Here is a 21967-nt window from a genome sequence, read left to right on the forward strand (position 1 = left end):
ACACAATTTTTATGTTACCGTAACGATTTCATAATATTTCAACCGCTATATTAATTCTAGACCATAAAAATTGACATTATTGATAATAGAACTATAAAGTTTTTTTAACGGCAATCTTAACTAATAGCAAGAACTTGGTGGCTAAAATTAGCTATTATGTCTACACAAAAAAACAGCAGAAGATCGTTTATCCAAAAAACATTATTAGCCACAGGAGGTCTAGTTTTAGCTCCAAATTTTATAAGTTGTAATGATGATGACGATTTTACTTCACAAAGTATTGATACTACGGGGTTTACGAACATAAATTTTAACGAAGGTGTCGCTAGTTTTGATCCTTCAGATTCTAAGGTCATCATTTGGACAAGATATAATACACCCAATAAGGATATCGTTTGGCAAATATCTACCGATAGCAATTTCGATAGTATTTTGCGTAATGGTATTATAACAACAGATCCAAGCAGGGATAATACCATAGCTATTGAGCTTACCGGACTAGACTCGGATCTAAAACTATATTATCGTTTTATCAATGAAGAAGATGAAGCTATTTCTGTTGTAGGAGAAACCATTACCTTACCCCAAAATGCTACATCCTTAAAACTTGCGGTATGTTCGTGCTCTAATTATCAAGCAGGTTTGTTCACAGTTTATGATGCCATGGCGAATTCAGAGGCTGATATTATAGTGCATTTGGGCGATTATTTTTATGAATATGAAGCAGGGGGTTATGGTTCTACTGCTGAGAATGCGTTCCTTAATAGAGTCCACGTTCCTCCTGGTGAAATACTATCTTTAGACGACTACAGAACTAGGTATAAACAATATAGATCAGATAGTTCATTACAGTTGGCACATCAAAAAAAGCCTTTTATATGTGTTTGGGATGACCATGAAGTTGCAAATGATGCTTATAGAGATGGTGCGGAAAATCATGATGAAGCAACCGAAGGTAGTTTTGAAGTAAGAAAACAGAATGCATTACAGGCATACAGCGAATTTTTACCTTTCACAAGACAAGATGAATCAAACAATAGTCTTATCTATAGATCCTTTAATATCGGGAATTTGGTTAACTTGTACATGTTAGATACAAGAATTATAGGTAGGGACAAACAACTCGATATTAATTCTTATTTTACAAATTCTGGCTTCGATGTGGTAGCTTTTCAAACAGATTTAGGCGATCCTAATAGAACGTTGTTAGGCGCTGCTCAAAGAGATTGGTTAATTAGTCAAATTGCTAGTAGTAATGCGCAATGGAATGTTTTAGGTCAGCAAGTGTTGATGGGGCAGATGTTTATTCCGATTGAAGTACTAACGAGTTTTGGAACACCCAATTTTAATCAAATACTCACTGAATTAGTAGAGATTAAACTTAGGGTAATTAATAATGACCCTACGCTAACACCAGAAGAAATAGCTAGAGTAACTACTGTAATTCCTTACAACTTGGATGCTTGGGATGGTTATCCTGTAGAAAGAGAGACGATTTATAGCTCTTTGAATGGAAAGAAGATTGTTACCCTTGCTGGTGACACACATAATGCTTGGAGCAATACCTTATTGAGTACAAATAATACAGAGATAGGTGTTGAACTAGCTACCGCTGGCGTAAGCTCACCAGGTTTTGAAGCTTTTATTGGTACAGATCCTGCAGCTATTGCTGGCTTTGAACAGGCATTAGTGATTTTAATTGATGGATTGTCTTATTTTGATGCTTCTCGTAGAGGGTTCTTAATGACAACATTTACAGGTTCTGAAGTTACATCAGAATGGATGTTTGTAAGTACAATTTTATCCAACAATTACTCACTCGAAGTAGGTAATACTAGTGTTTATTCTTAATAGATTATTTGCTAAAATCTATAGTGCAACTATTGGATTGCCCAAACCATTTTACGCGATTTTTTGAAGCAGTTTTATAGATAAAATCCCTAATCATCCTTGGGATAAAAGCCAATAGGGCAGCAACACGTTTCCATTTTGGGATTTTTGAAATTATTTTTAAAAAGCCATCAGAATGTGTTTTAATACCATTTTCATCGATTAGAATAACGGTGTCTAACCGTTCTGTAGGAAAACCGTACAGATTTAATAATTCTTGACCGTAACTCGACTGAAAGGCTACAAACTGGAATAAATCTTCTGGTGCAAATTTTAATAGCCAACCTACTACACCATTGCAAAGGTTGCATTCGCCGTCAAAAATAATGATATCTTTAGCTGTTTGATTTTCCATGATTAGATGTTTTATGATGAAGTAGACGTAATGCATGGGCAATACTTTCAGATTGTAAGAATTTTTAGAGATTATTTATGATAATTATCATCTTCAAAAGTCAACAAAAATTGTATATTAGATATAGTAATAATAATTAAAACAAGTAAGATTATGACGGTAAATTTTCAATATGTAAATACACATGTAAGTGATACATTGTCAGCATTTACAACCGAAAAATTAGAAAAATTGGCAAATAAATTTGAGTTTTTAATTTCCGCTCAGGTTTATATTAAACATGATGATAACGACCATAAAGCAGGTAAGATTTGCAATATAGAATTGAGTTTACCTGGACCTCGTATTTATGCAACTTCCAATGAGGCTACTTATGAGATGGCAGTCAACGAAACTATCAATGATTTAACGCGTCAATTAAAAAAAAGAAAAGAGGTTTTTAAAACATACTAATTATGTCATAACGCTTAGGCGTTTATTATACCAGGGGGTTTGCTATTTTATCTATGATGATAGGGTTCATTTCTTAAAATAGTGAACCCTCTGTATAATTGCTCTATAAAGAACAGGCGTACCATTTGGTGCGAAAATGTCATTTTCGATAGGCCTAACTTTCCGTTGGCTCTTTTATATAGATTTTCTGAAAACCCATAAGGGCCTCCAATAACAAATGTCAATGTTTTTATACCAGAATTCATATGTTTTTGAAGATAACCTGAAAATGAAACAGAGTCCATTTGCTTCCCATTTTCATCAAGAAGAATAATGACATCATTTTTTTGTGTTTGAGCAAGGATAAGCTCTCCCTCTTTTTCTTTCTGTTGGGTTTCAGAAAGGTGTTTTACGTTTTTTATATCGGGAATGAGATTAAATTCAAATTTTATATAATGACTTAAACGTTTTTGGTAATCTTCAATAAGTGCTTGAAGCTTTTCATTGTCCGTTTTTCCTATGGCGATGAGTTTGATTTGCATGCGTTTTGTCACTTCGAGTGCTTCTGGACCGAAAGTCATTGGGACCAGAATTGTATCGAGAAGTCTTTTTTATTGTTCTTGACACAAATTTATTCGTTTTACAAATAAATTCACTCGAACTGACGCTGTAATTATTTAAGTTTTATCCTTTCAATTCCTATTTTTACACCAAATAAGATTCCAGATGATTTCAAAAGAACAGTTCGATAAGGAAATAGAGTTAATTATTGCCAATGCCATACGCGAGGATGTAGGCGACGGCGATCATAGTTCGTTAGCATGCATACCAGCCACAGCGATGGGTAGGGCAAAGCTTTTGGTAAAGGATGATGGTGTTATTGCAGGTGTTGAATTTGCTAAACAAGTGTTCGCTTATGTGGATGCAAATATGAAAGTTGAAGTCTTAATCGAAGATGGAAGCAAAGTAAAATATGGTGATATTGCTTTCTTTGTGGAAGGTGCCTCACAATCTATATTAAAAGCAGAGCGTTTGGTGTTAAACGCCATGCAACGTATGAGTGCCATAGCTACAAAGACCAAAAAGTTTGTAGATTTATTAGAAGGGACAGGAACCAAGATTTTAGATACACGTAAAACTACACCTGGTATTAGAGCTATAGAAAAATGGGCTGTAAAAATTGGTGGCGGTGAAAACCATAGATTTGCTTTATACGATATGATAATGCTCAAGGACAATCATATTGATTTTGCAGGTGGAGTAGCAAAGGCTATTAACATGACCAAACAGTATTTAAAAGATACCAATAGAAATTTAAAGATCATTGTTGAAGCTAGAAATCTCAATGAAATAAAAGAAATTTTAGACTGTGGTGGTGTCTATCGTATCCTAATCGATAACTTTAATTACGAAGATACGCGTAAAGCTGTAGCATTAATTGGAGATCAATGCCTGACGGAATCGTCTGGTGGTATTAATGAAGATACGGTAAGACATTATGCAGAGTGCGGTGTAGACTATATTTCTTCGGGTGCACTAACACATTCTGTATACAACATGGATTTAAGCTTAAAGGCGGTATAGTATGACCAAGCCAATTGAAGATAAGCTTGATAAAATCCCAGTTCTTAATTTAGTAGTTCGCTTTTTTAAGCAAATACGGTTGCCCGGTTTTGAGGGATTGTCTATTTACGATTTATTGGAGTTGTATGTTTTAGGTATAGTAAAAGGAGCGCTAACGACAAGAGCCAGCGCGATAGCGTTTAGTTTTTTTACAGCGATTTTTCCGTTTTTGTTATTTGTTATCATTTTAATTCCGTACATACCCATAGATAATTTTCAGACCGAATTTTTGGAGTTTTTAAATTCATTTTTGCCACCTCAAACTTCGGATTTCTTTTTTTCGAATATTTTTGAAAATATCAGCGGAGGTTCGGGAGCAGGTTTATTGTCTTCTGTTTTTCTGTTGTCTATGTTATTAATGGCTAATGGCGTTAATGCTATATTTTCTGGTTTTGAAAATTCATATCACGAACAGCTTACACGCAATGTTTTTCAGCAATATATGTACGCACTCGGTATTGCACTCATACTAGCTGTACTTGTCTTATTAACAGTTGCTTTTTTTGGTTATACACAAATCTATATCATAACACCATTGAATGATGCTCTAGAAACTGAAAAAGCTACTGGCGAACAATGGATTTCTGTAGTTAAATATTTATTCTTTATCATTATGGTGTACTTAGCTACAGCAACCTTGTACTATTTTGGCACTAAAGAAGGACGTCATACCCGTTTTTTGTCCGTAGGCGCTTTACTAACCACGCTGCTTATTATCCTAACATCGTATTTGTTCGGAATTTATATTGATAATTTTTCACAGTATAATAAGTTGTATGGATCCATTGGTGCCCTTTTAATATTACTGTTATACTTATGGTTAAATTCTAATATTTTATTACTTGGTTATGAATTGAATGCTGCCTTACAATACTTGAGAAAATCCCCAAAAAAAATAAAAAAATAGCTGTATACCCCTTCATTATCTATTTTGCAGAAATTGAAGAAGTTCCTGTTTCCTCTCTCTTGATACAGGTAAACTATTGAGAATGTTTTGAGTCACGCTTCTATTTAGAAAGACGCTCCCGCCCTGACCATGAATATAGTTTGTAACATAATCGGTGTTTACCATAAAAGACTTGTGAATTCTGATAATTGAGGTGCCCTTTAGATGTTCTTCATAGTATTTTAGATTTTTTGAGGGTAGATATTTTTTGCCCTTTTTAGCAAAAACTTTGCTATAGCTGCCGTTTGCTTCTATATAAATAATATCACTAATTTTTGGAAATTGAAGCCCTTTATCATCAGACGGTATAGTTATGGTTTTTTTGGGTTTGTTATTCCATCTATCAGTCAGTACTTCAATTTGTTTTTGGCGTTGTGTTTTTTCTATAGATTTATCTAAAAACCTTGTTATTGCTTCTTTAAACTTTTCTCCTAAAATCGGTTTTAACAAATAATGAATAGCGGCATAATTAAAGGCCTCAATAGCATATTTATTAAAACCTGTTACGAAAATAATTCCAAAATCAATAGAATTTAATTGATTCAAAAAATCAAAACTCGTTTTGTCATGGATCTCAACATCTAAGAATGCCAAGTCAATTTCATTTTCTTCGACAATGCTCAGCGCATCCTCAATAGTGTTGCAGGTAGCTACAACGGTAAATTTATTATTGTAAGGAGCGAGATGGTATAATATCCTGTCAATACTCTTTTGGTCGTCATCTAATATAAATGTCCGTATCATATTAAAATTTTTCAATTAGTGGAATAGCGACAATAACTTTTGTACCTATGGCCTTATCAATAATTTTTAGATAACCCTTGCCATTCTTTTGTTGGTTAATTATTTCTATTCGGCTTTTAGTGATTGGAAGCCCTCGGGATGAAGTATTGATCTCCTGTTTTTCTGGATCTCGACCTTTTCCATTGTCGTCAATAGAATAGATCAAAAGTTTGTCTTTGGATGTAATGGAGATAATGATTTCGCCTGGTCTATCTAAATTAGAAACGCCATATTTAATGCTATTTTCAATAATCGGTTGAATTAAGAGTGGAAGCACTAAAGTGTTTTCGGTATCGATAGATTGACTTATATCAAATCGATATGAAAAACAATCTTGATGTCTCATTTTTTCAATGTCTAAGTATTTTTTTAGTATATCTATATCTTTATTTATATACATCAATTTTTCCTCCGAGCTTAATAGTATATCTCTCATTAAATGGCCGAATATAGCCAGATACTCTGAGGCATCACGAATATTGTTTTTTAGAATGAAATCGCCTATAGAAGTAAGGGCATTTGTGATGAAGTGAGGATTTAACTGTGCCCTAAAAGCCATTAATTCGGTATCACTGATTTTAGTCTTAAACTCGGCTTCCTTAGCTCTATTAATAGCATCTTGCCGTCTTTTATAAAACACAAAAGCAATAATAGAGAGAAATATGACAGACAAACCGATAATGAGAAAAACCGTTTTAATGAGCCTTTGCCGTTTTGCTTCTTCTTCGGCAATTGCTTTTTCCTTATCTGCTCTATATTGTATTTCTTTTCTGGAAATTTCTATTTTTCGATCTGCACTGGTAATACTGTCTTTTACTTTTACAGCTTCAATATATGTTAAAAGTGCATTTTTATAATCTTCCTTAGCGGCATAGATATTACCTATTACTTCTAAGAGACTATGTTCTATTGTTGTTTTACCAGAATTTTCATGAAGCTCCATAGCCATATCGGCATATTTTTCGGCTTTTTCAAAATCTCTATTTTCCAAATAGACAGTTGATGCATTTAGATAAGATGCTAATCTTAGCATTTCGATATTGTGGGTGTTAACAAGATCTATACACTCTTTTATGGCTTCTATGGATTCCGCTTTTTGACCGGTCTCCAATAGTGCAAAAGATTTGTTACAAACAACATTGGCTAAGAAGACATAATTCTTATTTTTTCTAGATTCTTCTTCTGCTATTTTAAAGTACTCTAATGATTTTTCATATTCTTTCATGCTAGCGTAGGTAGTGGCAAGAGTTATATAAACATTTTTGTCTTCGGGAAACGCTTCCTTTACGATATTGAAGTTTTCAAGGGCACGTTCATAATCTTGAAGTTGATAGTAGATGGATCCAATATTAATGAAGAAAGGCATTTTAAGGTGATTTAAGTTGTCTTGGGCTTCAATTACCGTGATGCCTTCCTGAAAGTAATCTAGAGCTCTAAAGGGATCTAATTCAACAAAGAGATAAGCATTGGCAACCTTTTCTAATGCAGAGATCTCACCTAGTGTAAACTCCAAATCTCTAGCCATAGCTAAAGTTTTTTTATTGAATTCTAAAAGGGTTGAATCGGGCTGTAAGTAAATTTTTCTACCAGCATAGTGCAGTCTCAGGTTTACATAGCTTGTATCAATTGTAGTTGTATTAACAATACGTTGATGTAAGGAATCGAGTTCCTTGTTTTGGGCATTTTGATGAATGGACATCAGTATAAATGCACATAGAATAAAATATCGCATAAGCGTTGGTTTGTTGGTTAATAGCTAATTAAAAGTGACAGATTTTTTAAAAAATTTCTGTTGGTAAAGTGAAACTTACTGTTAGTAAATCTGCACGTGCAAATGGTATTTAGTAAACATAGCTTTAGGTATGATTGATCCATGTTCTATGAACAAAAACGGAAAGGTCAACACTGAAGTTTAACGCTAAAAACATTTGTTATGAGACGACTAAATGGTTTTATTTTATTAATGATGTTTGCATCATTGAGTACTGTTTCGTGTTCTATAGAAGACGAAATGGTTACAGAGAACGCGTCTGAAATTATGGCGACTGATCCGTCAAATCAAGACGATGACCCAGAGATCGAAGATCCTAAAGGGTAGTTAAAACGGAAATAGGGAAATTAATTTTTAATTTCTCTATTTCCATTTTTGTATTCAGAATATATAGAGACTAAATGAACCGAATTCTTTGCGCCAATTTTTGCCGTAAGGTTCTTTATATGGGTTTCCACGGTTCTTCTGCTAATAAATAAGCGTTCAGCTATTTCTTTTTGTGTTAAACCTAGCGTTAGTAGGTTAATGATTTGTTTTTCGCGATTGGAAATGTCTAACCATTTACCTATTTGCAGCATGGATTCTATGCTTTTGTCTATATACTTTTTACCATTAGATACAGCTTTCAAAGCTTCAAGTGTTTCGTCAATACCTAATTGTTTATCGAGATATCCATCTACGTTGATTTCATTAAAGAGTATTTCATAATTATCGATTTTTGCTTGTTGGGTTAATATAATGATCTTAATATCTGGGTATAATTCCTTTACTTTTTTAGCTATCGTAAAACCGCTGTAATCGTTAGACTCAAAATTGATATCTAAAAGAATGATGTCTATCTCATGCTGATTTAGAATTTGTAGAGCTTCACTGTAATTACTGGCAGTCTCAATATGTCTTATCTTATTTGGATATTGCTCAAGTAGCACAGCCAAACCTTGGGAAAATAATTTAGAATCGTCAACAATTAAGATATCTAATGTTTTCATTTTTTAATTTTTATAGGAAAATTTATGGACACTTGAGTGCCAGAATTTACTTTTTCGATAATGCATTCTCCACCAATGATTTCGCATCGCTGCCTAATGTTTAACAGTCCAATACCTTCTTTAAAGTCTTTATCAATGCCAATACCATTATCGTTAAAGATAAAGTGTAGCTTATTGTCCTCATCTGTAAAATGATTGATGTTCAATTTGGTTGCATGCGAATGTTTCTCAACATTATTCAATATTTCAAGCAAAATGCCATAAAAGTTATTTTGAATCACAAGATCTAATTCGTTGAGTACATTAGGGAGTTGTTCTTCGAGTTCCACAAAGACTTTTCCATATAGATGAAATTCAGAAAGTCTTGATCTTATTACTTCGGTAAATTTCTGATGACTCATCTGCATTTCTAGAGGAGAAAGACGATGGGAAACGATTCTAATTTGGCGATTAATATTCTTTAGTTCATTAGTTGTATCTTCAATTAATTGGTTTGGGTTCGGCGTTTTTTTTAAGGCAAGTATTTTTAAGCGCAAGCCATCAAAATTAGTGGTGATGATGTCGTGCAAATCGCGTGCAATTCGCTTTTTTATGGTTTCTTGACCATTATAAATGGCTTTAAGTTTTTCATGCTTCACTTTTTGGGCTTTTAAGCGTCCCTTTTGTACAAAGGCATAAAAACCAACTAATGCTATAAAGATGACCGAACTCAAAATAATTAAAATAGTGTTTTTATTGCCTAGCGCTTTATTTTTCTCAGCTAGCTCTAACTGCTTACTTTTATTAGAAAGGTTTAATCTCAATATTTCATTTTCCTTTTTCTCATACTCAAATTTCGATTGTATTTCCTGAACAATTTCGGTCTGTTCCTTATTATAGATCTGTTTGTATAAATCTGAATACTTAATTTGATACTCTAATGCACTTTTATAGTTTCTGGTTTTTTGGTAGTATTCAACATTATTTTCATAGTAACCAAGCCGAATGATATTATCTGTATTTTTTTTAATCAAATCAGAAGATGTAGAAAGCAATACTTTAGATGCTTCTAAATTATTGACTTTAAGCTCCAAACTGGTTAACCCATTATAATTATATAGCAATGCGGTTGTATCTTTAAGGACAGTATTCGTATTTATGGCTTTTTTGTAGCTTTCTTTGGCTTGGTAAGTATTATTAAGCTTTAAATAAGTATTGGCTATATTATTTAAAGCAATGCCATACTGTTTTGTATTAGGACTTAAATAATTGAGGGATTTCTTGTAGTTAATAACGGCCGAATCTAATAACTCCAGATTATCGTATACATTGGCTAAGTTATTATAGCAACGCGCAATCCCTTTTTCATTTTTTGCTTTTTCTTGCAGTGCTAGCGCTTCGTAATGATACTGCAAAGCTTGTTCATAATTTTTTAATTGATTGTGAACATTGCCCAAAGTGATACTTACATCCCCCAGTTTTTTAGTTTCGTTTAGTTCAGAAAACCCTTTATAGGATAGTATTAAATATTGAAGCGATTTGTCAAATTGCTGTTTGTTTTTATAGATAATTCCCGCAGTTAAAAAGGTATTGCTCCCATTATAAGAGTTTGGAAGCTTTTTGTACTTCTCTAGGCTGTGCTCCAAATAATGAATAATGCTGTCTGGCTCATTCAGTTTTCGTTTTACCAAGAAAAGACGATAGGCAGTTTCTGCAGATGATTGTGTAGTAGTATCGTTTTTGAAAGCTATGGCATAATTCTTATCGGCCAATTTATAGTCTTTGTTTTTATAGTGTATAGCCCCAATTTTATTGTAGATTTTTGTTAATTCTGTAATGTTTCTAATCTTTTTAAGAGAATTTAAATTACGTTTATATAGACTTATTGCTTTTTCACTTTCACCAATATTTACAAGACTGTCACCTTGGTTAATCAAGGCCATGATGCTGTAACTCGAATTTTCAACAGTACCATTTTGCCCAATTAGACAAGCACAATTTATAAATGAAAAAAAGAGCAGATATAATCGTTTCATTAGCTCATTTTGAATACTAGCAAGTTATAGAAAATATCCCTTGTTCGGATAGCCAAAAATTAAATTACGGGAATTTACGTATTGAAATTATCCTAAGCTTAAAGTAATATTGAAATGTGTTATATGCCCATATCTGCGATAATAAAACCGAGCCTGTGTTGTGTTTTTAAATAGCTATTAATTCTTAAAATCCAACGATTATGAAAAAAATTACAACCCTCAGTTTAGTATTCTTATTGACAACACTTTTTATTAATGCACAAACAACCTTTACAGTAGACAATACAGAAGGAGCGGATGCAGATTATAATGATCTTCAAAGTGCCATTAATTCTGTGCTGGCCAATTCTATTTTGTATGTTCATGCCTCTGAAATCAACTATGGTGATATTACGATAGACAAACCTATTTCACTAATTGGTTTCTCTCACAGTGCCGAAGATAAAGAAACCATGATAGATGAGGTAGATTTGCTGGACAGTGCGTCAAATGTGAGACTATCAGGTATACACTTCACTAATGACCTCACAGTGAATAATGATAATTCTATTGTATCTGATTTAATTATAGAAAACAACTTTTTTGACTCATTCGCCGAGGTATTTTTTACAGGAGATGAGCTAGTAGTAAACATGACAATGAGAGGGAACATTCTTAATACGGTAGGTTCTGATTTTCAGTCATCCACTAACTACTCAAATAGTATTATTGCAAATAATATTTTCTATGATGATTTACACGTATTTTTCCATGAATCTGTGGCAGTAGAGAATAATATATTTTTAAATGGAGCCACTGTAGAAAATTCAGATGATGAAACAGGAAACTTAGTAGTTCAAGATTGTATATTCTATGATAATAGAAGTTCTAATTTTGATCCGAACCGCGTAGGTGTAGTTTTTCAAAACTGTTTATCATACAACGAAACGAATAGTGTAACTACATTAATCGGAACAGGAAATTTTAATGATATTGATCCACAATTTGTAAGTGCAGATGACGATATTTTTGATCCAACAATTGATGATTATAATCTTCAGCCTGGCTCAGATGCTCTTGGTAATGGTGTGGCGGGCGATGACATAGGCCTTTATAGCACTAATACTAATTTTACCTTTAATAACTTTGGTTATACGGCTGGTATTCCAATAGTTACAATCACAGCCATAACATCACAGATCGCACCAGGAGGTGACCTAGAAGTAACAATAGAATCAAACTCTAACTAATACAGGTTATGAGAACGAATTTATATCGGCTGATATTCTGTCTAACCATGAGTTTTGTAGGTGCGCAAAATATTACTACGGCAGAATACTATTTTAACGATGAAGACCTTGGATTTGGTTTAAATAATTCATTTGCAATTTCCACAGCAAGTCATACCCAAAGTATTGATATAAGCGGTCTTTCCGATGGATTTAATGATATCCACATAAGGGTATTTGACGTGGATGGCAATGATGGTGCAGGCGCATGGAGCCATTATGATAGAGCAACTTTTTACATTGCAAATTTTGCCACTGGGCAGACTATTGTGGATATGAGATACAGAATTAATAATGGTGATAATATCAACTTAGGTATAGATATGCCAGCTATGTCAGTAAACCAGTCGTATTCAATTCCAGTTCCGAGTTTAAGTGAAGGATTTTACAGTCTTTACATAGAAACACAAGATTCAGATGGTACTTGGAGTCATTACGATAGAGTCGTATTCTTTATTTCAGAATTTCCAACAGGTCAGGATATTGTGGATGTGAGATACAGAATTGATAATGATGACTATATTAATTTGGGAGTAGATATGCCAGCTACGTCAATTAGTCAATCATATTCAATTTCAGTTTCAAGTTTAAGCGAAGGATTCCATAGTTTATATGTAGAAACTCAAGCAGCAGATGGCACTTGGTCTCTATATGATAGACAGGTATTTTTCATCAATAATTTCAGTGACATGCCGTCAGATGTTACAGAGGCAGAATATTTTATTGATGAAGATCCAGGCTTCGGCATGGGAACCTCTTTTGATCCTTCTGTAATGCCACTTATAGCAACTACTGAAATGAACATTACCCCAGGCGACCATTTGCTTTGTGTTAGGGTTAGAAATGCGGATGAAGAGTGGTCTCTTTATTGTTGTGCTACATTTAATGTAGACCCTACAGCAAGCGTTGATGAAAGTTTGTATGAGTCTGTTGCTGTTAATCCCAACCCATTTCAAAATGCATTAGTGATAGAGGTTTCAAGACAAGTTGAATTTAATGAAATCAAAATTTTTGATCTAACGGGGAAAACGGTGTATACATCACAAGAAAATTTAAGACAATTAAATCTTAATCATCTCGAAGCTGGGACATATATTTTAAGTCTTCAAACTGAGACTGAAAAAGCAACGTTCAAGATCATAAAGCAATAATAATTTGTTTTTAGTGTTAACCAACCATCTCATTTTGGGATGGTTTTTTTGTTTAAAACATCTTATTTTTGAAAATAAATTTTATACATGAAACATATTTGGAGCCTGCTATTAACTTTAATAATAAGTGCAAATAGCTTTAGCCAAGATATTTTTGGCAAATGGAAAACAATAGACGACGAAACCGGAAAGGAAAAATCTATAGTTGAAATCTATGAGGACGATGGTAAGGTTTACGGCAAAATCGTTGAGATACTAACCGAGAAGAAAAAAGCCGTCTGTAGCAAATGTGATGGCGATAAAAAAGACCAACCAATTCTAAATATGATAATAATTGAAGGTCTAGAAAAGGATGATGATGTTTATGAAGGAGGCACTATACTCAATCCAGAAAATGGCAAAGAATACAAATGTCGATTAAAAATAGAAGAGGACCAAGACACCTTGCAAGTAAGAGGTTATGTAGCGTTCTTTTATAAAACGCAATATTGGAGACGTGTTAATTAGTATCTAGTAATTAGTAACAAGTAAGATAGTAAGAAGTAAGATTTATGTCTTTTGTTGTGAAGAATGCGTTGTATTTTTGCTTATCACTAACTACTAAGTACTAGGTACTATTTACTTCATTGACGTCATATTACCCATTCCGCTTCAAAAGGCATTTACCTATCATATCACTGAAGCCGAAGCCCATTTCCTTAGAAAAGGGATGCGCGTTGCTGTGCCTTTTGGAAAAAGTAAAATCTATACCGCTTTAGTTTATGGCATACATAACAACCCACCTTCAGTCTATGAACCAAAGACTATACATCAAATTTTAGATGAAGCACCTGTAGTAACTGATGTACAACTGAAACATTGGGAATGGATAGCCAATTATTATATGTGTAGTATGGGTGAAGTGATGCGCGCAGCCATGCCAAATGCTTTTATTTTAGAAAGTGAAACCATAATTTCAAGAAACGACACTGTTGATATCAAGGATTCTGAATTAAAAGACGATGAGTTTTTAATTTATGAAGCACTACAGTACCAATCGTCTTTAAAAATACAAGATGTAGTATCCATTTTAGATAAGAAACGTATTTTACCTGTTGTTAACGGACTTGTTGAAAAGGGTGTGCTTCAGTTGCAGGAAGAGTTGTACGAAAAATACAAGCCCAAGTTGGTGCGCTATGTGAAGCTTCATGACCAGTTTAAATCCGAAGGCAAACTTCTGGAATTGTTAGAAGTTTTGAGTCGTGCACCAAAACAACGAGAGGTAATTCTAACCTTATTTAATATAGAAGCTTCAAGCAAAAACCCTATCAAAGTGTCGGAATTAGTAAAACATAGCGGAGCTTCATCAGCAATCATTAAGGTTCTGATTGACAAAGAAATTCTAGAAGACTATTATGTTCAGACGGATCGTGTGCTGTTTGAAGGAAATGGACAGAAAGCCGCAAAAGTTCTGACCGAAACTCAAGAGGAAGCATATGGTAATATAAAATTGCAGTTCCAAAATAAGACAGTTGTATTATTGCATGGTGTAACGTCTTCTGGAAAAACGGAGATCTACGTAAAACTTATCGCAGAACAACTTCAAACAGGGAAACAAGTCCTTTATTTGTTACCCGAAATTGCACTGACCACACAATTAGTGCAACGCATGCAGGGGTACTTTGGAGAGAAGGTGTCTGTATTTCATAGCAGATATTCGGGCAATGAACGTGTTGAGGTCTGGAATAATATACTTTCAAATTCCGAAAAAGCACAACTCGTTATTGGTGCTAGATCGGCATTATTACTACCATTCTCCAATTTAGGCCTTGTCATAGTTGATGAAGAGCACGAGCAATCCTATAAGCAATTCGACCCTGCACCACGATACCATGCCAGGGATGCCGCTATAGTTCTGGCAAATTTGCACCAAGCTAAAACCCTTTTGGGTTCTGCCACACCAAGTTTGGAAAGTTATTTTAATGCATCACAAAGCAAATATGGATTGGTGGAACTCTCTAAGCGATATAACAATGTGCTAATGCCAGATATAGAGTTGGTGGATTTAGCAGATAAGTACAGAAGAAAGCGCATGAAAGGTCATTTTTCTGATCGGCTAATCGAAGAGATGACTGAGGCTATAGATCAAGGCTTTCAGATTATTTTATTTCAGAATAGGCGCGGTTTTTCACCGATTGTAGAATGTACCACTTGTGGGCATTCCCCACAATGCCCTAATTGTGATGTGAGTTTAACTTATCATCAGTACCGAGATCAATTGCGTTGCCATTATTGTGGTTATAACACTTCGATGCCAAAAAATTGCGAGGCCTGTGGTAATGCTACTTTAGACACCAAGGGGTTTGGTACCGAACAGATAGAAGAGGAGGTAAAGGTGTTGTTTCCGGATCAAAAGGTAGCTCGTATGGATTTGGATACGACAAGAGGCAAGCATGGTTTTGAAAAAATTATTACCAATTTTGAGCAACGTGAAATCGATATTTTGGTAGGGACTCAAATGCTAACAAAAGGTCTCGATTTTAGACATGTAAAACTCGTAGGCATTATGAATGCCGATAATCTGTTGAATTTTCCCGATTTTAGGGCTCATGAACGTAGCTATCAGTTAATGACACAAGTGTCTGGTAGGGCAGGGCGAACCGACGTTAGAGGTAAGGTATTGATACAGTCCTACAATCCGCATCATAATATTTTACAGCAAGTCTCTACAAATGCTTACAAAGACATGTATACAGAGCAGATGAATGATAGGTATAATTATAAATATCCACCTATTTATCGGCTGATTAAGATAACATTCAAGCATAAGGATTACAATCGCGTGAATTTAGCAGCAGATTGGTATGCAAAATCCTTACGCCAGATCTTCAAATCAAATATTCTTGGTCCAGAATTCCCACCAATTTCCCGAATTCGTAATCTATACAATAAGAATATTTTAGTTAAGATTCCACAGCAACAATCTTTGATTAAAACCAAAGAAGCCATAAAAAAGATTGACAATAGTTTTAATGCTATCAAGGATTTTAGATCGGTAAGAGTTATTTCGAATGTGGATAATTATTAGTGTTTTTTTTAGTAAAGATAGATTCACTTCTAAGTCAGTTCGAGTGATTTTCTATCAGACTGAGCTTGGCGAAGTCAAGGAAAATTGTATCGAGAACTACTTTCTTTGAATTTAAGTTTGACTTCTCGATACAAATTTTATTCATTTATAATCATAAAATTTACTCGAAGTGACAAACAATTTGGAATAACCACTAAAAAATCCCAACAAATTGCTGGGATTTAATATGCAAAACGCGTGCAGAGATATTCTAAAAATTGTAATTTTTTACATATTGTTCAAAGCATCTACCAATTGTGTCTTTTTGTTTCGACTTAATGGAATTTCGTAAGCACCTACTTCAACATTTTTACTGTTAAAGCGATCAATTTTATCCAAATTCACGATATAAGATTTGTGAATTCTTAAAAACTTTCCTTCAGGTAATTCTTTTTCAAAAGCTTTCATTGTAGATAGTACTACAAGGCTGTTTTCTTCTGTTACGACTTTAACATAATCGCCTAAAGCTTCAATCCATTTAATATCCTTAATATAAACCTTACGTTTTTTAAGGTTGCTCTTCACAAAGATATGTTCACCATCAGTTTCATTAAAATCTAATTTTAATTTATGCTGCTCTATGGCTTTTTCAACAGCGGTATTAAAACGCTCTTTAGTGATTGGTTTTTGAAGATAGTCGGTAGCGTCGTAATTAAATGCCTTAAAGGCATATTCCGTTTTACCTGTAACAAAAATAATTTGGGGTTTGTTGTTGAGTACATCCAAGAGTTCAAAACCGTTTAATACTGGCATCTCTATATCTAAGAAGATAAGATCTACTTTATGTGTATTAAGACCGTTTTTTGTTTCTAACGCACTGCTGTACTCTGCAATAAGGTTAAGAGAGGAATGATTCTCAATTAACTTTACTATAGAGAGACGTTGAATCGCAGAATCATCAACAACTACACAGTTTAAAGTCATAACATTACTATTTTATTAGGTTAAGATATCGACAATAGTACAATAATTTCGGTTAAAAAACAAATTTTACCGACAAACTGTAAAATTTAACATAATCTTTAGTGCAAAAAATGTTCGAAACTTTGCGATCAAAAACATTGCCAGAATTAGAATTAATGCTTATTTTTGCAGCCGTTTTAATAATAAATAAAACAAATTAATTATGAATCATTATGAAACTGTTTTCATCTTAAATCCCGTTTTATCTGAAGATCAGATAAAGGAAACAGTTAAGAAGTATGAGGACTTCCTCGTTTCTAAAGGAGCTAAGATGATTGCCAAAGAAGATTGGGGCTTAAAAAAGCTGGCGTATCCAATCCAAAACAAAAAAAGTGGTTTCTATCACTTATTTGAGTACCAAGTTGCTGGTGAAGCAATAGAACCTTTAGAGTTAGAGTTTAGACGTGATGAGCGTTTTATGCGTTACTTAACTGTAAAATTAGACAAGCATGCTATTGCTTGGGCTGAGAAGAGAAGAGAAAGAAACAAACAAAAAGCTTAATTATGTCATCGATAGAACAACAAGCAAAAGGAAAAAAAGATGGTGAGATTAGATATCTTACACCACTAAACATAGAGACTCAGAAAACGAAGAAATATTGTCGTTTCAAAAAGTCTGGTATTAAATATGTAGATTATAAAGATCCAGATTTCTTATTGAGCTTTGTTAACGAGCAAGGAAAATTATTACCAAGACGTTTAACAGGCACTTCTTTAAAATACCAAAGAAAGGTATCTGTGGCAGTAAAAAGAGCTAGACACTTAGCTTTAATGCCATATGTTGCTGATTTATTAAAGTAAAATATCATAACAATGGAACTTATATTAAAACAAGACGTTGAAAATTTAGGATTTAAAGACGATATTGTAACAGTAAAGAACGGTTATGGTAGAAATTATTTAATTCCTCAAGGCCATGCCATTATGGCTACACCTTCCGCTAAAAAAGTATTAGCTGAGACCCTAAAACAAAGAGCATATAAAGAAAAGGCTATTATTGAGGAAGCTCAAAAAACTGCCAATGCTATTTCAGAATTAGAAGTGAAGATTGCTTCTAAAGTTGGAGCTGGCGATAAACTCTTTGGATCTGTGAACAACATTGATGTGGCTGCAGCTTTACAGAAAGAAGGCCATGAAATTGACAAGAAATATATCAATGTAATCGGTGGTAACGTAAAGCGTTTAGGTAAATATAATGCTGTAATAAGATTGCATAGAGACGTTACTGTAGACTTACCATTCGAAGTTATAGCAGAAAGTTAATAACTAAACCATTTAGTTAATAAATATTAAGCCCCTTTAGAGGGGCTTTTTTATTTATTGTTAATTTTGTGTTAACTAAAAATCAAATAATAATTAACTCACAACCCTTACCTATGAAAAAATTTGTATTAGTTATTTGTTTGCTGTTTGCATCGTTTTCTTTTGCGCAAGTCACAACATCTAACATTAAAGGCCTTATTCAAGATGAAGAAGGTCAACCATTACCAGGGGCCAACATTGTCGCGATCCATACACCCACAGGCACAAAGTATGGAGCGATAACTAATTTCGAAGGACGGTATAGTCTATTAAATCTTAGAATTGGTGGTCCTTATACCATAACCATTACTTATATCGGTTATACAGATAAAGTATTTTCTGATGTATATCTCACATTGGGTAAAACCGAGAATGTAGATCATCAGATGATTCCAGGAGCAGAAGCTTTAGATGCAGTTGTTTTAACGGGTAGTACATCTGGTACGTTTAGTAGCGATAGGACCGGAGCAGAAACAAGTGTAGGCCGAAGAGAACTCACAAGGCTTCCAACCATTTCAAGATCGGCACAAGATTTTACACGTTTAGAACCTTCATCGACAGGTAATTCGTTTGGAGGAAGAAACGATCAGTTTAATAACTTTTCGTTAGATGGCTCTATCTTTAATAACCCCTTTGGATTGGACTCACCAACACCTGGAGGACAAAGTGGTGCTCAGCCAATTTCTTTGGATGCTATTGATCAGATACAAGTGTCTTTAGCACCTTACGATGTTACACTATCAGGTTTTACGGGCGCTAGTGTAAATGCAGTAACCAAAAGTGGTACTAATGAATTTCATGGTACTGTTTATGGATTTTCTAGAAATGAAAGTCTTACGGGTAAGAAAGTAGAAGGTGATGAAGTACTACGACCAGACCTTGAACAAAATCAATTTGGGTTCAGTATTGGAGGACCGATCGTTGAGAACAAACTATTCTTCTTCGCCAATTTTGAAAAAGACCAAAGAACCGATTTGGGGACTAATGGCTTTTTTGCAAGAACAACAGAAGCCGGTACAGGAGCAGCAGGCGAGTCTAGGGTATTAGAATCAGACTTCCAATTGGTAGATAACATTCTTAGGCAGGTATCTATTGGTAACGGCCAACTTTATAATCCAGGTGCATATGAAGGTTTTACCTTCGACAGTAATTCTACAAAAGGGATATTTAAATTAGACTGGAATATTAATGACAAAAACAGATTGGCTTTTATATACAACTTTTTAGAAGCCTCGAGAGAACAACCTGCACACCCCTCGGCATTAGGATTCAGAGGACCTGGTCCAAACCAACTTCAATTTCAAAATGCAGGTTATCAAATCAATAACAATATAGATTCTTTTCAATTAGAATTGAACAGTGATTTAGGAGATGGCATTAGTAATAAGTTACAAGTTGGCTACACACATTTTGATGATTTTAGAGATCCATTATCGACTCCAGCGCCCACTATTACTATCACCAGTGAAGGATCTAATTATATAATTGCAGGACACGAACCGTTTTCAATTAACAATACATTAGACCAAAAAGTCTTTCAGTTTACCAACAACTTAAACGTTGTTAGAGGCGACCACACTTTTACTATAGGATTTTCTTATGAAAAGTTTGAATTTGATAATTCTTTTAACTTAGGAGCTTACGGAGCACAGGGTGTCTTCTTTCCAACAGCGGATATTCAGAGTTTTAGGGATGCAGATATAGCGGCACAGAATGGTGACGATTCCTTAAATGAAGCATTGGTAGATTTTTATCAAGGATTGTTTAATGATGCTATAACAGCAGATAACGCGCTTAATACTGCAGGAGTGGGCAATCCTGGTGGTTGGGCATTAGCAGAAACTAATGTTGGTCAATTAGCGTTTTATGCACAAGATGAATGGAATATTACCGAGGATTTTAAATTAACTTATGGTATCCGCTTCGATAGACCATTATACTTTGATACCGCCACTAAAATTCAAGAGAATATTGATAGAAAAGGAGGCGTATTCAATCCAACAGACTTTTCGGGTGGAACATACCAACCTACCATTGATTATTTCGATCCAGATACAGGAGAGATCGTTAATTTAGATTCTACAACATTACCGTCAAGTGATTTGCTCATTTCACCTAGATTAGGGTTTAATTGGGATGTTAATGGCAATAACACGACCCAGATTAGAGGTGGTACAGGTGTATTTACAGGTCGTTTTCCTTTTGTATGGTTAGGTAACCAAGTACAAGGAGTGGACTTTTTCTTCTATCAAATTGTTGATCCAGATTTTAAATGGCCACAGGTTTGGAGAACTAACATAGGTGGGGATCATAGATTTGAAAACGGCTTAACTTTATCAGCCGATATCTCTTACACGAAAGATATCAATGGAGCACACGTTCAAAATTGGGCTTTGGATGATCCTTCAGGGACATTGCAAGGTGTAGATAATAGACCGGTATATTTACCTTCAGATAGAGCGACTGACGAGTTTGGTGGGCCAACTAATGCCTATGTCTTTACAAATTCTGATAAAGGAAGAATTTGGAATGGAACGTTAAAAGCTCAAAAAACATTTGGTAATGGATTCTACACAAGTTTAGCTTATAACTATCTCAACGCTAAGGATGTCAACTCCATTGAAGCAGAGATTACGGGTGATGCTTTTGCTGGCAATGCTATTTCGGGTAATGCTAATGACGATGTGTTATCCTATTCACGTTATGGAGACACACATCGATTTATTGGTGTTGGTACTAAAAAGTTTGAATATGGGAAAGGTAAATTCGCAACAACTATATCTACGTTCTTCGAGTATGCAAGAGGAGGAAGATTTAGCTATACCTACGGAGGCGATATCAATGGAGATGGCTCTAACTTTAATGACTTAATTTACATCCCAACCAGTGAAGAAATACAACAGATGAATTTTTCAAATTCTGATATGGCAGATAATTTAGATGCATATATTGCGCAGGATGATTATTTAAGCGAAAATAGAGGAAGCTATGCTGAGCGTTATGGCGCCTTATCACCTTGGCGAGGACGTTGGGATATTAAGATACTTCAAGACTTTAACTTCAAGGTAGGTGAAAAAACACATACCATACAATTGAGTGCTGACGTGTTGAACGTTGGTAACTTAATAAATAGTGATTGGGGAGTGGTACAAGTACCTAATAGTATTCAACCAATTGGCTTGGTGACTAACCCTGATGGTTCGTTAGTTTTGGGGCCTGATGGAGCGCCAATATACACCTTTGATGGTAACTTAACCGAAACGTTTAGTGCAGATGTAAGTTTATTATCAAGATGGCAGGCACAATTTGGTGTTAGATATATTTTCTAGAGATAGAAAACACATAATAATTCTTTAAATTTGCGCTCTTAAAA

The 21967-nt window shown here is 34.4% G+C and carries 20 protein-coding genes; 13 read left to right on the forward strand and 7 right to left on the reverse strand.

What is annotated here, in order from left to right; all coding sequences use genetic code 11:
* Positions 1–156 precede the first annotated feature (156 nt).
* Positions 157–1851, forward strand: coding sequence for an alkaline phosphatase D family protein (locus tag Q0972_RS15905; RefSeq protein ID WP_299367623.1), 1695 nt, complete (start codon positions 157–159; stop codon positions 1849–1851).
* 4 nt (positions 1852–1855) lie between these two features.
* Here the strand turns inward: Q0972_RS15905 and Q0972_RS15910 are convergent, their stop codons facing one another.
* Positions 1856–2245: a thiol-disulfide oxidoreductase DCC family protein gene (locus Q0972_RS15910; RefSeq protein WP_299367626.1), complete on the reverse strand. Its 390-nt coding sequence runs from the start codon at positions 2243–2245 to the stop codon at positions 1856–1858.
* Positions 2246–2398: 153 nt separating this feature from the next.
* On the opposite strand from Q0972_RS15910, the gene raiA reads away from it, so the two are divergent.
* Positions 2399–2698, forward strand: coding sequence for a ribosome-associated translation inhibitor RaiA (gene raiA, locus Q0972_RS15915; protein ID WP_299367629.1), 300 nt, complete (start codon positions 2399–2401; stop codon positions 2696–2698).
* Between the two features lie 47 nt (positions 2699–2745).
* Here raiA and rlmH read toward each other — a convergent pair whose 3' ends face one another.
* Positions 2746–3219, reverse strand: coding sequence for a 23S rRNA (pseudouridine(1915)-N(3))-methyltransferase RlmH (rlmH, locus tag Q0972_RS15920; RefSeq protein ID WP_299367696.1), 474 nt, complete (start codon positions 3217–3219; stop codon positions 2746–2748).
* 184 nt (positions 3220–3403) lie between these two features.
* Here rlmH and nadC point away from each other — a divergent pair, with 184 nt between their 5' ends.
* Complete coding sequence (nadC, locus tag Q0972_RS15925; RefSeq protein ID WP_299367632.1) at positions 3404–4261, forward strand: carboxylating nicotinate-nucleotide diphosphorylase; 858 nt, start codon at positions 3404–3406, stop codon at positions 4259–4261.
* 1 nt (position 4262) lies between these two features.
* A complete protein-coding gene (locus tag Q0972_RS15930; RefSeq protein WP_299367635.1) occupies positions 4263–5207 on the forward strand; it encodes a YihY/virulence factor BrkB family protein in 945 nt (314 codons plus the stop codon).
* Positions 5208–5222: 15 nt separating this feature from the next.
* Here the strand turns inward: Q0972_RS15930 and Q0972_RS15935 are convergent, their stop codons facing one another.
* Both Q0972_RS15935 and Q0972_RS15940 read right to left on the reverse strand, forming a co-directional pair.
* Positions 5223–5990: a LytTR family DNA-binding domain-containing protein gene (locus Q0972_RS15935; RefSeq protein WP_299367638.1), complete on the reverse strand. Its 768-nt coding sequence runs from the start codon at positions 5988–5990 to the stop codon at positions 5223–5225.
* Between the two features lies 1 nt (position 5991).
* Entirely contained in the window at positions 5992–7761 is a 1770-nt protein-coding gene (locus Q0972_RS15940; RefSeq protein ID WP_299367640.1) for a histidine kinase, read from the reverse strand.
* Between the two features lie 201 nt (positions 7762–7962).
* Here Q0972_RS15940 and Q0972_RS15945 point away from each other — a divergent pair, with 201 nt between their 5' ends.
* Positions 7963–8127, forward strand: coding sequence for a hypothetical protein (locus Q0972_RS15945; RefSeq protein ID WP_299367643.1), 165 nt, complete (start codon positions 7963–7965; stop codon positions 8125–8127).
* A 20-nt stretch (positions 8128–8147) separates the two neighbouring features.
* Here the strand turns inward: Q0972_RS15945 and Q0972_RS15950 are convergent, their stop codons facing one another.
* Both Q0972_RS15950 and Q0972_RS15955 read right to left on the reverse strand, forming a co-directional pair.
* Positions 8148–8789 carry a response regulator transcription factor gene (locus tag Q0972_RS15950; RefSeq protein ID WP_299367646.1) on the reverse strand — a complete coding sequence of 214 codons (642 nt, stop codon included), beginning with the start codon at positions 8787–8789 and terminating at the stop codon, positions 8148–8150.
* The gene (locus Q0972_RS15955) at positions 8786–10804 is read right to left on the reverse strand and encodes a tetratricopeptide repeat protein (protein ID WP_299367649.1); all 2019 of its coding nucleotides are present in this window, start codon (positions 10802–10804) and stop codon (positions 8786–8788) included. The genes Q0972_RS15950 and Q0972_RS15955 overlap by 4 nt, the downstream gene beginning before the upstream one ends.
* 200 nt (positions 10805–11004) lie before the next feature.
* Here Q0972_RS15955 and Q0972_RS15960 point away from each other — a divergent pair, with 200 nt between their 5' ends.
* The 4 genes from Q0972_RS15960 to priA all read left to right on the forward strand — a co-directional run bounded on the left by Q0972_RS15960 (position 11005) and on the right by priA (position 16290).
* Positions 11005–12033, forward strand: a complete 1029-nt coding sequence (locus Q0972_RS15960) for a hypothetical protein (RefSeq protein WP_299367652.1) — start codon at positions 11005–11007, stop codon at positions 12031–12033.
* 47 nt (positions 12034–12080) lie between these two features.
* Complete coding sequence (locus Q0972_RS15965) at positions 12081–13223, forward strand: T9SS type A sorting domain-containing protein (protein ID WP_299367655.1); 1143 nt, start codon at positions 12081–12083, stop codon at positions 13221–13223.
* 87 nt (positions 13224–13310) lie between these two features.
* Positions 13311–13730: a DUF2147 domain-containing protein gene (locus Q0972_RS15970; protein WP_299367657.1), complete on the forward strand. Its 420-nt coding sequence runs from the start codon at positions 13311–13313 to the stop codon at positions 13728–13730.
* 109 nt (positions 13731–13839) lie between these two features.
* On the forward strand, positions 13840–16290 hold the full coding sequence (gene priA / locus Q0972_RS15975; protein WP_299367699.1) for a primosomal protein N': 2451 nt from the start codon (positions 13840–13842) through the stop codon (positions 16288–16290).
* Positions 16291–16557: 267 nt separating this feature from the next.
* Here the strand turns inward: priA and Q0972_RS15980 are convergent, their stop codons facing one another.
* Positions 16558–17253 (reverse strand): LytTR family DNA-binding domain-containing protein, encoded by a 696-nt coding sequence (locus Q0972_RS15980; RefSeq protein ID WP_076620930.1) that lies wholly within the window; start codon positions 17251–17253, stop codon positions 16558–16560.
* A 202-nt stretch (positions 17254–17455) separates the two neighbouring features.
* Between Q0972_RS15980 and rpsF the strand changes: the two genes are divergently transcribed.
* The 4 genes from rpsF to Q0972_RS16000 all read left to right on the forward strand — a co-directional run bounded on the left by rpsF (position 17456) and on the right by Q0972_RS16000 (position 21923).
* On the forward strand, positions 17456–17794 hold the full coding sequence (gene rpsF / locus Q0972_RS15985; protein ID WP_076620932.1) for a 30S ribosomal protein S6: 339 nt from the start codon (positions 17456–17458) through the stop codon (positions 17792–17794).
* Positions 17794–18093, forward strand: coding sequence for a 30S ribosomal protein S18 (gene rpsR / locus Q0972_RS15990; RefSeq protein WP_198658944.1), 300 nt, complete (start codon positions 17794–17796; stop codon positions 18091–18093). The genes rpsF and rpsR overlap by 1 nt, the downstream gene beginning before the upstream one ends.
* Before the next feature lie 12 nt (positions 18094–18105).
* A complete protein-coding gene (gene rplI / locus Q0972_RS15995; protein WP_299367667.1) occupies positions 18106–18555 on the forward strand; it encodes a 50S ribosomal protein L9 in 450 nt (149 codons plus the stop codon).
* A 113-nt stretch (positions 18556–18668) separates the two neighbouring features.
* A complete protein-coding gene (locus tag Q0972_RS16000; RefSeq protein WP_299367670.1) occupies positions 18669–21923 on the forward strand; it encodes a TonB-dependent receptor in 3255 nt (1084 codons plus the stop codon).
* The last annotated feature ends 44 nt before the right edge of the window (positions 21924–21967 follow it).

Source organism: Winogradskyella sp. (assembly GCF_028282165.1).
In the GTDB taxonomy this organism is placed as follows: Bacteria; Bacteroidota; Bacteroidia; order Flavobacteriales; family Flavobacteriaceae; genus Winogradskyella.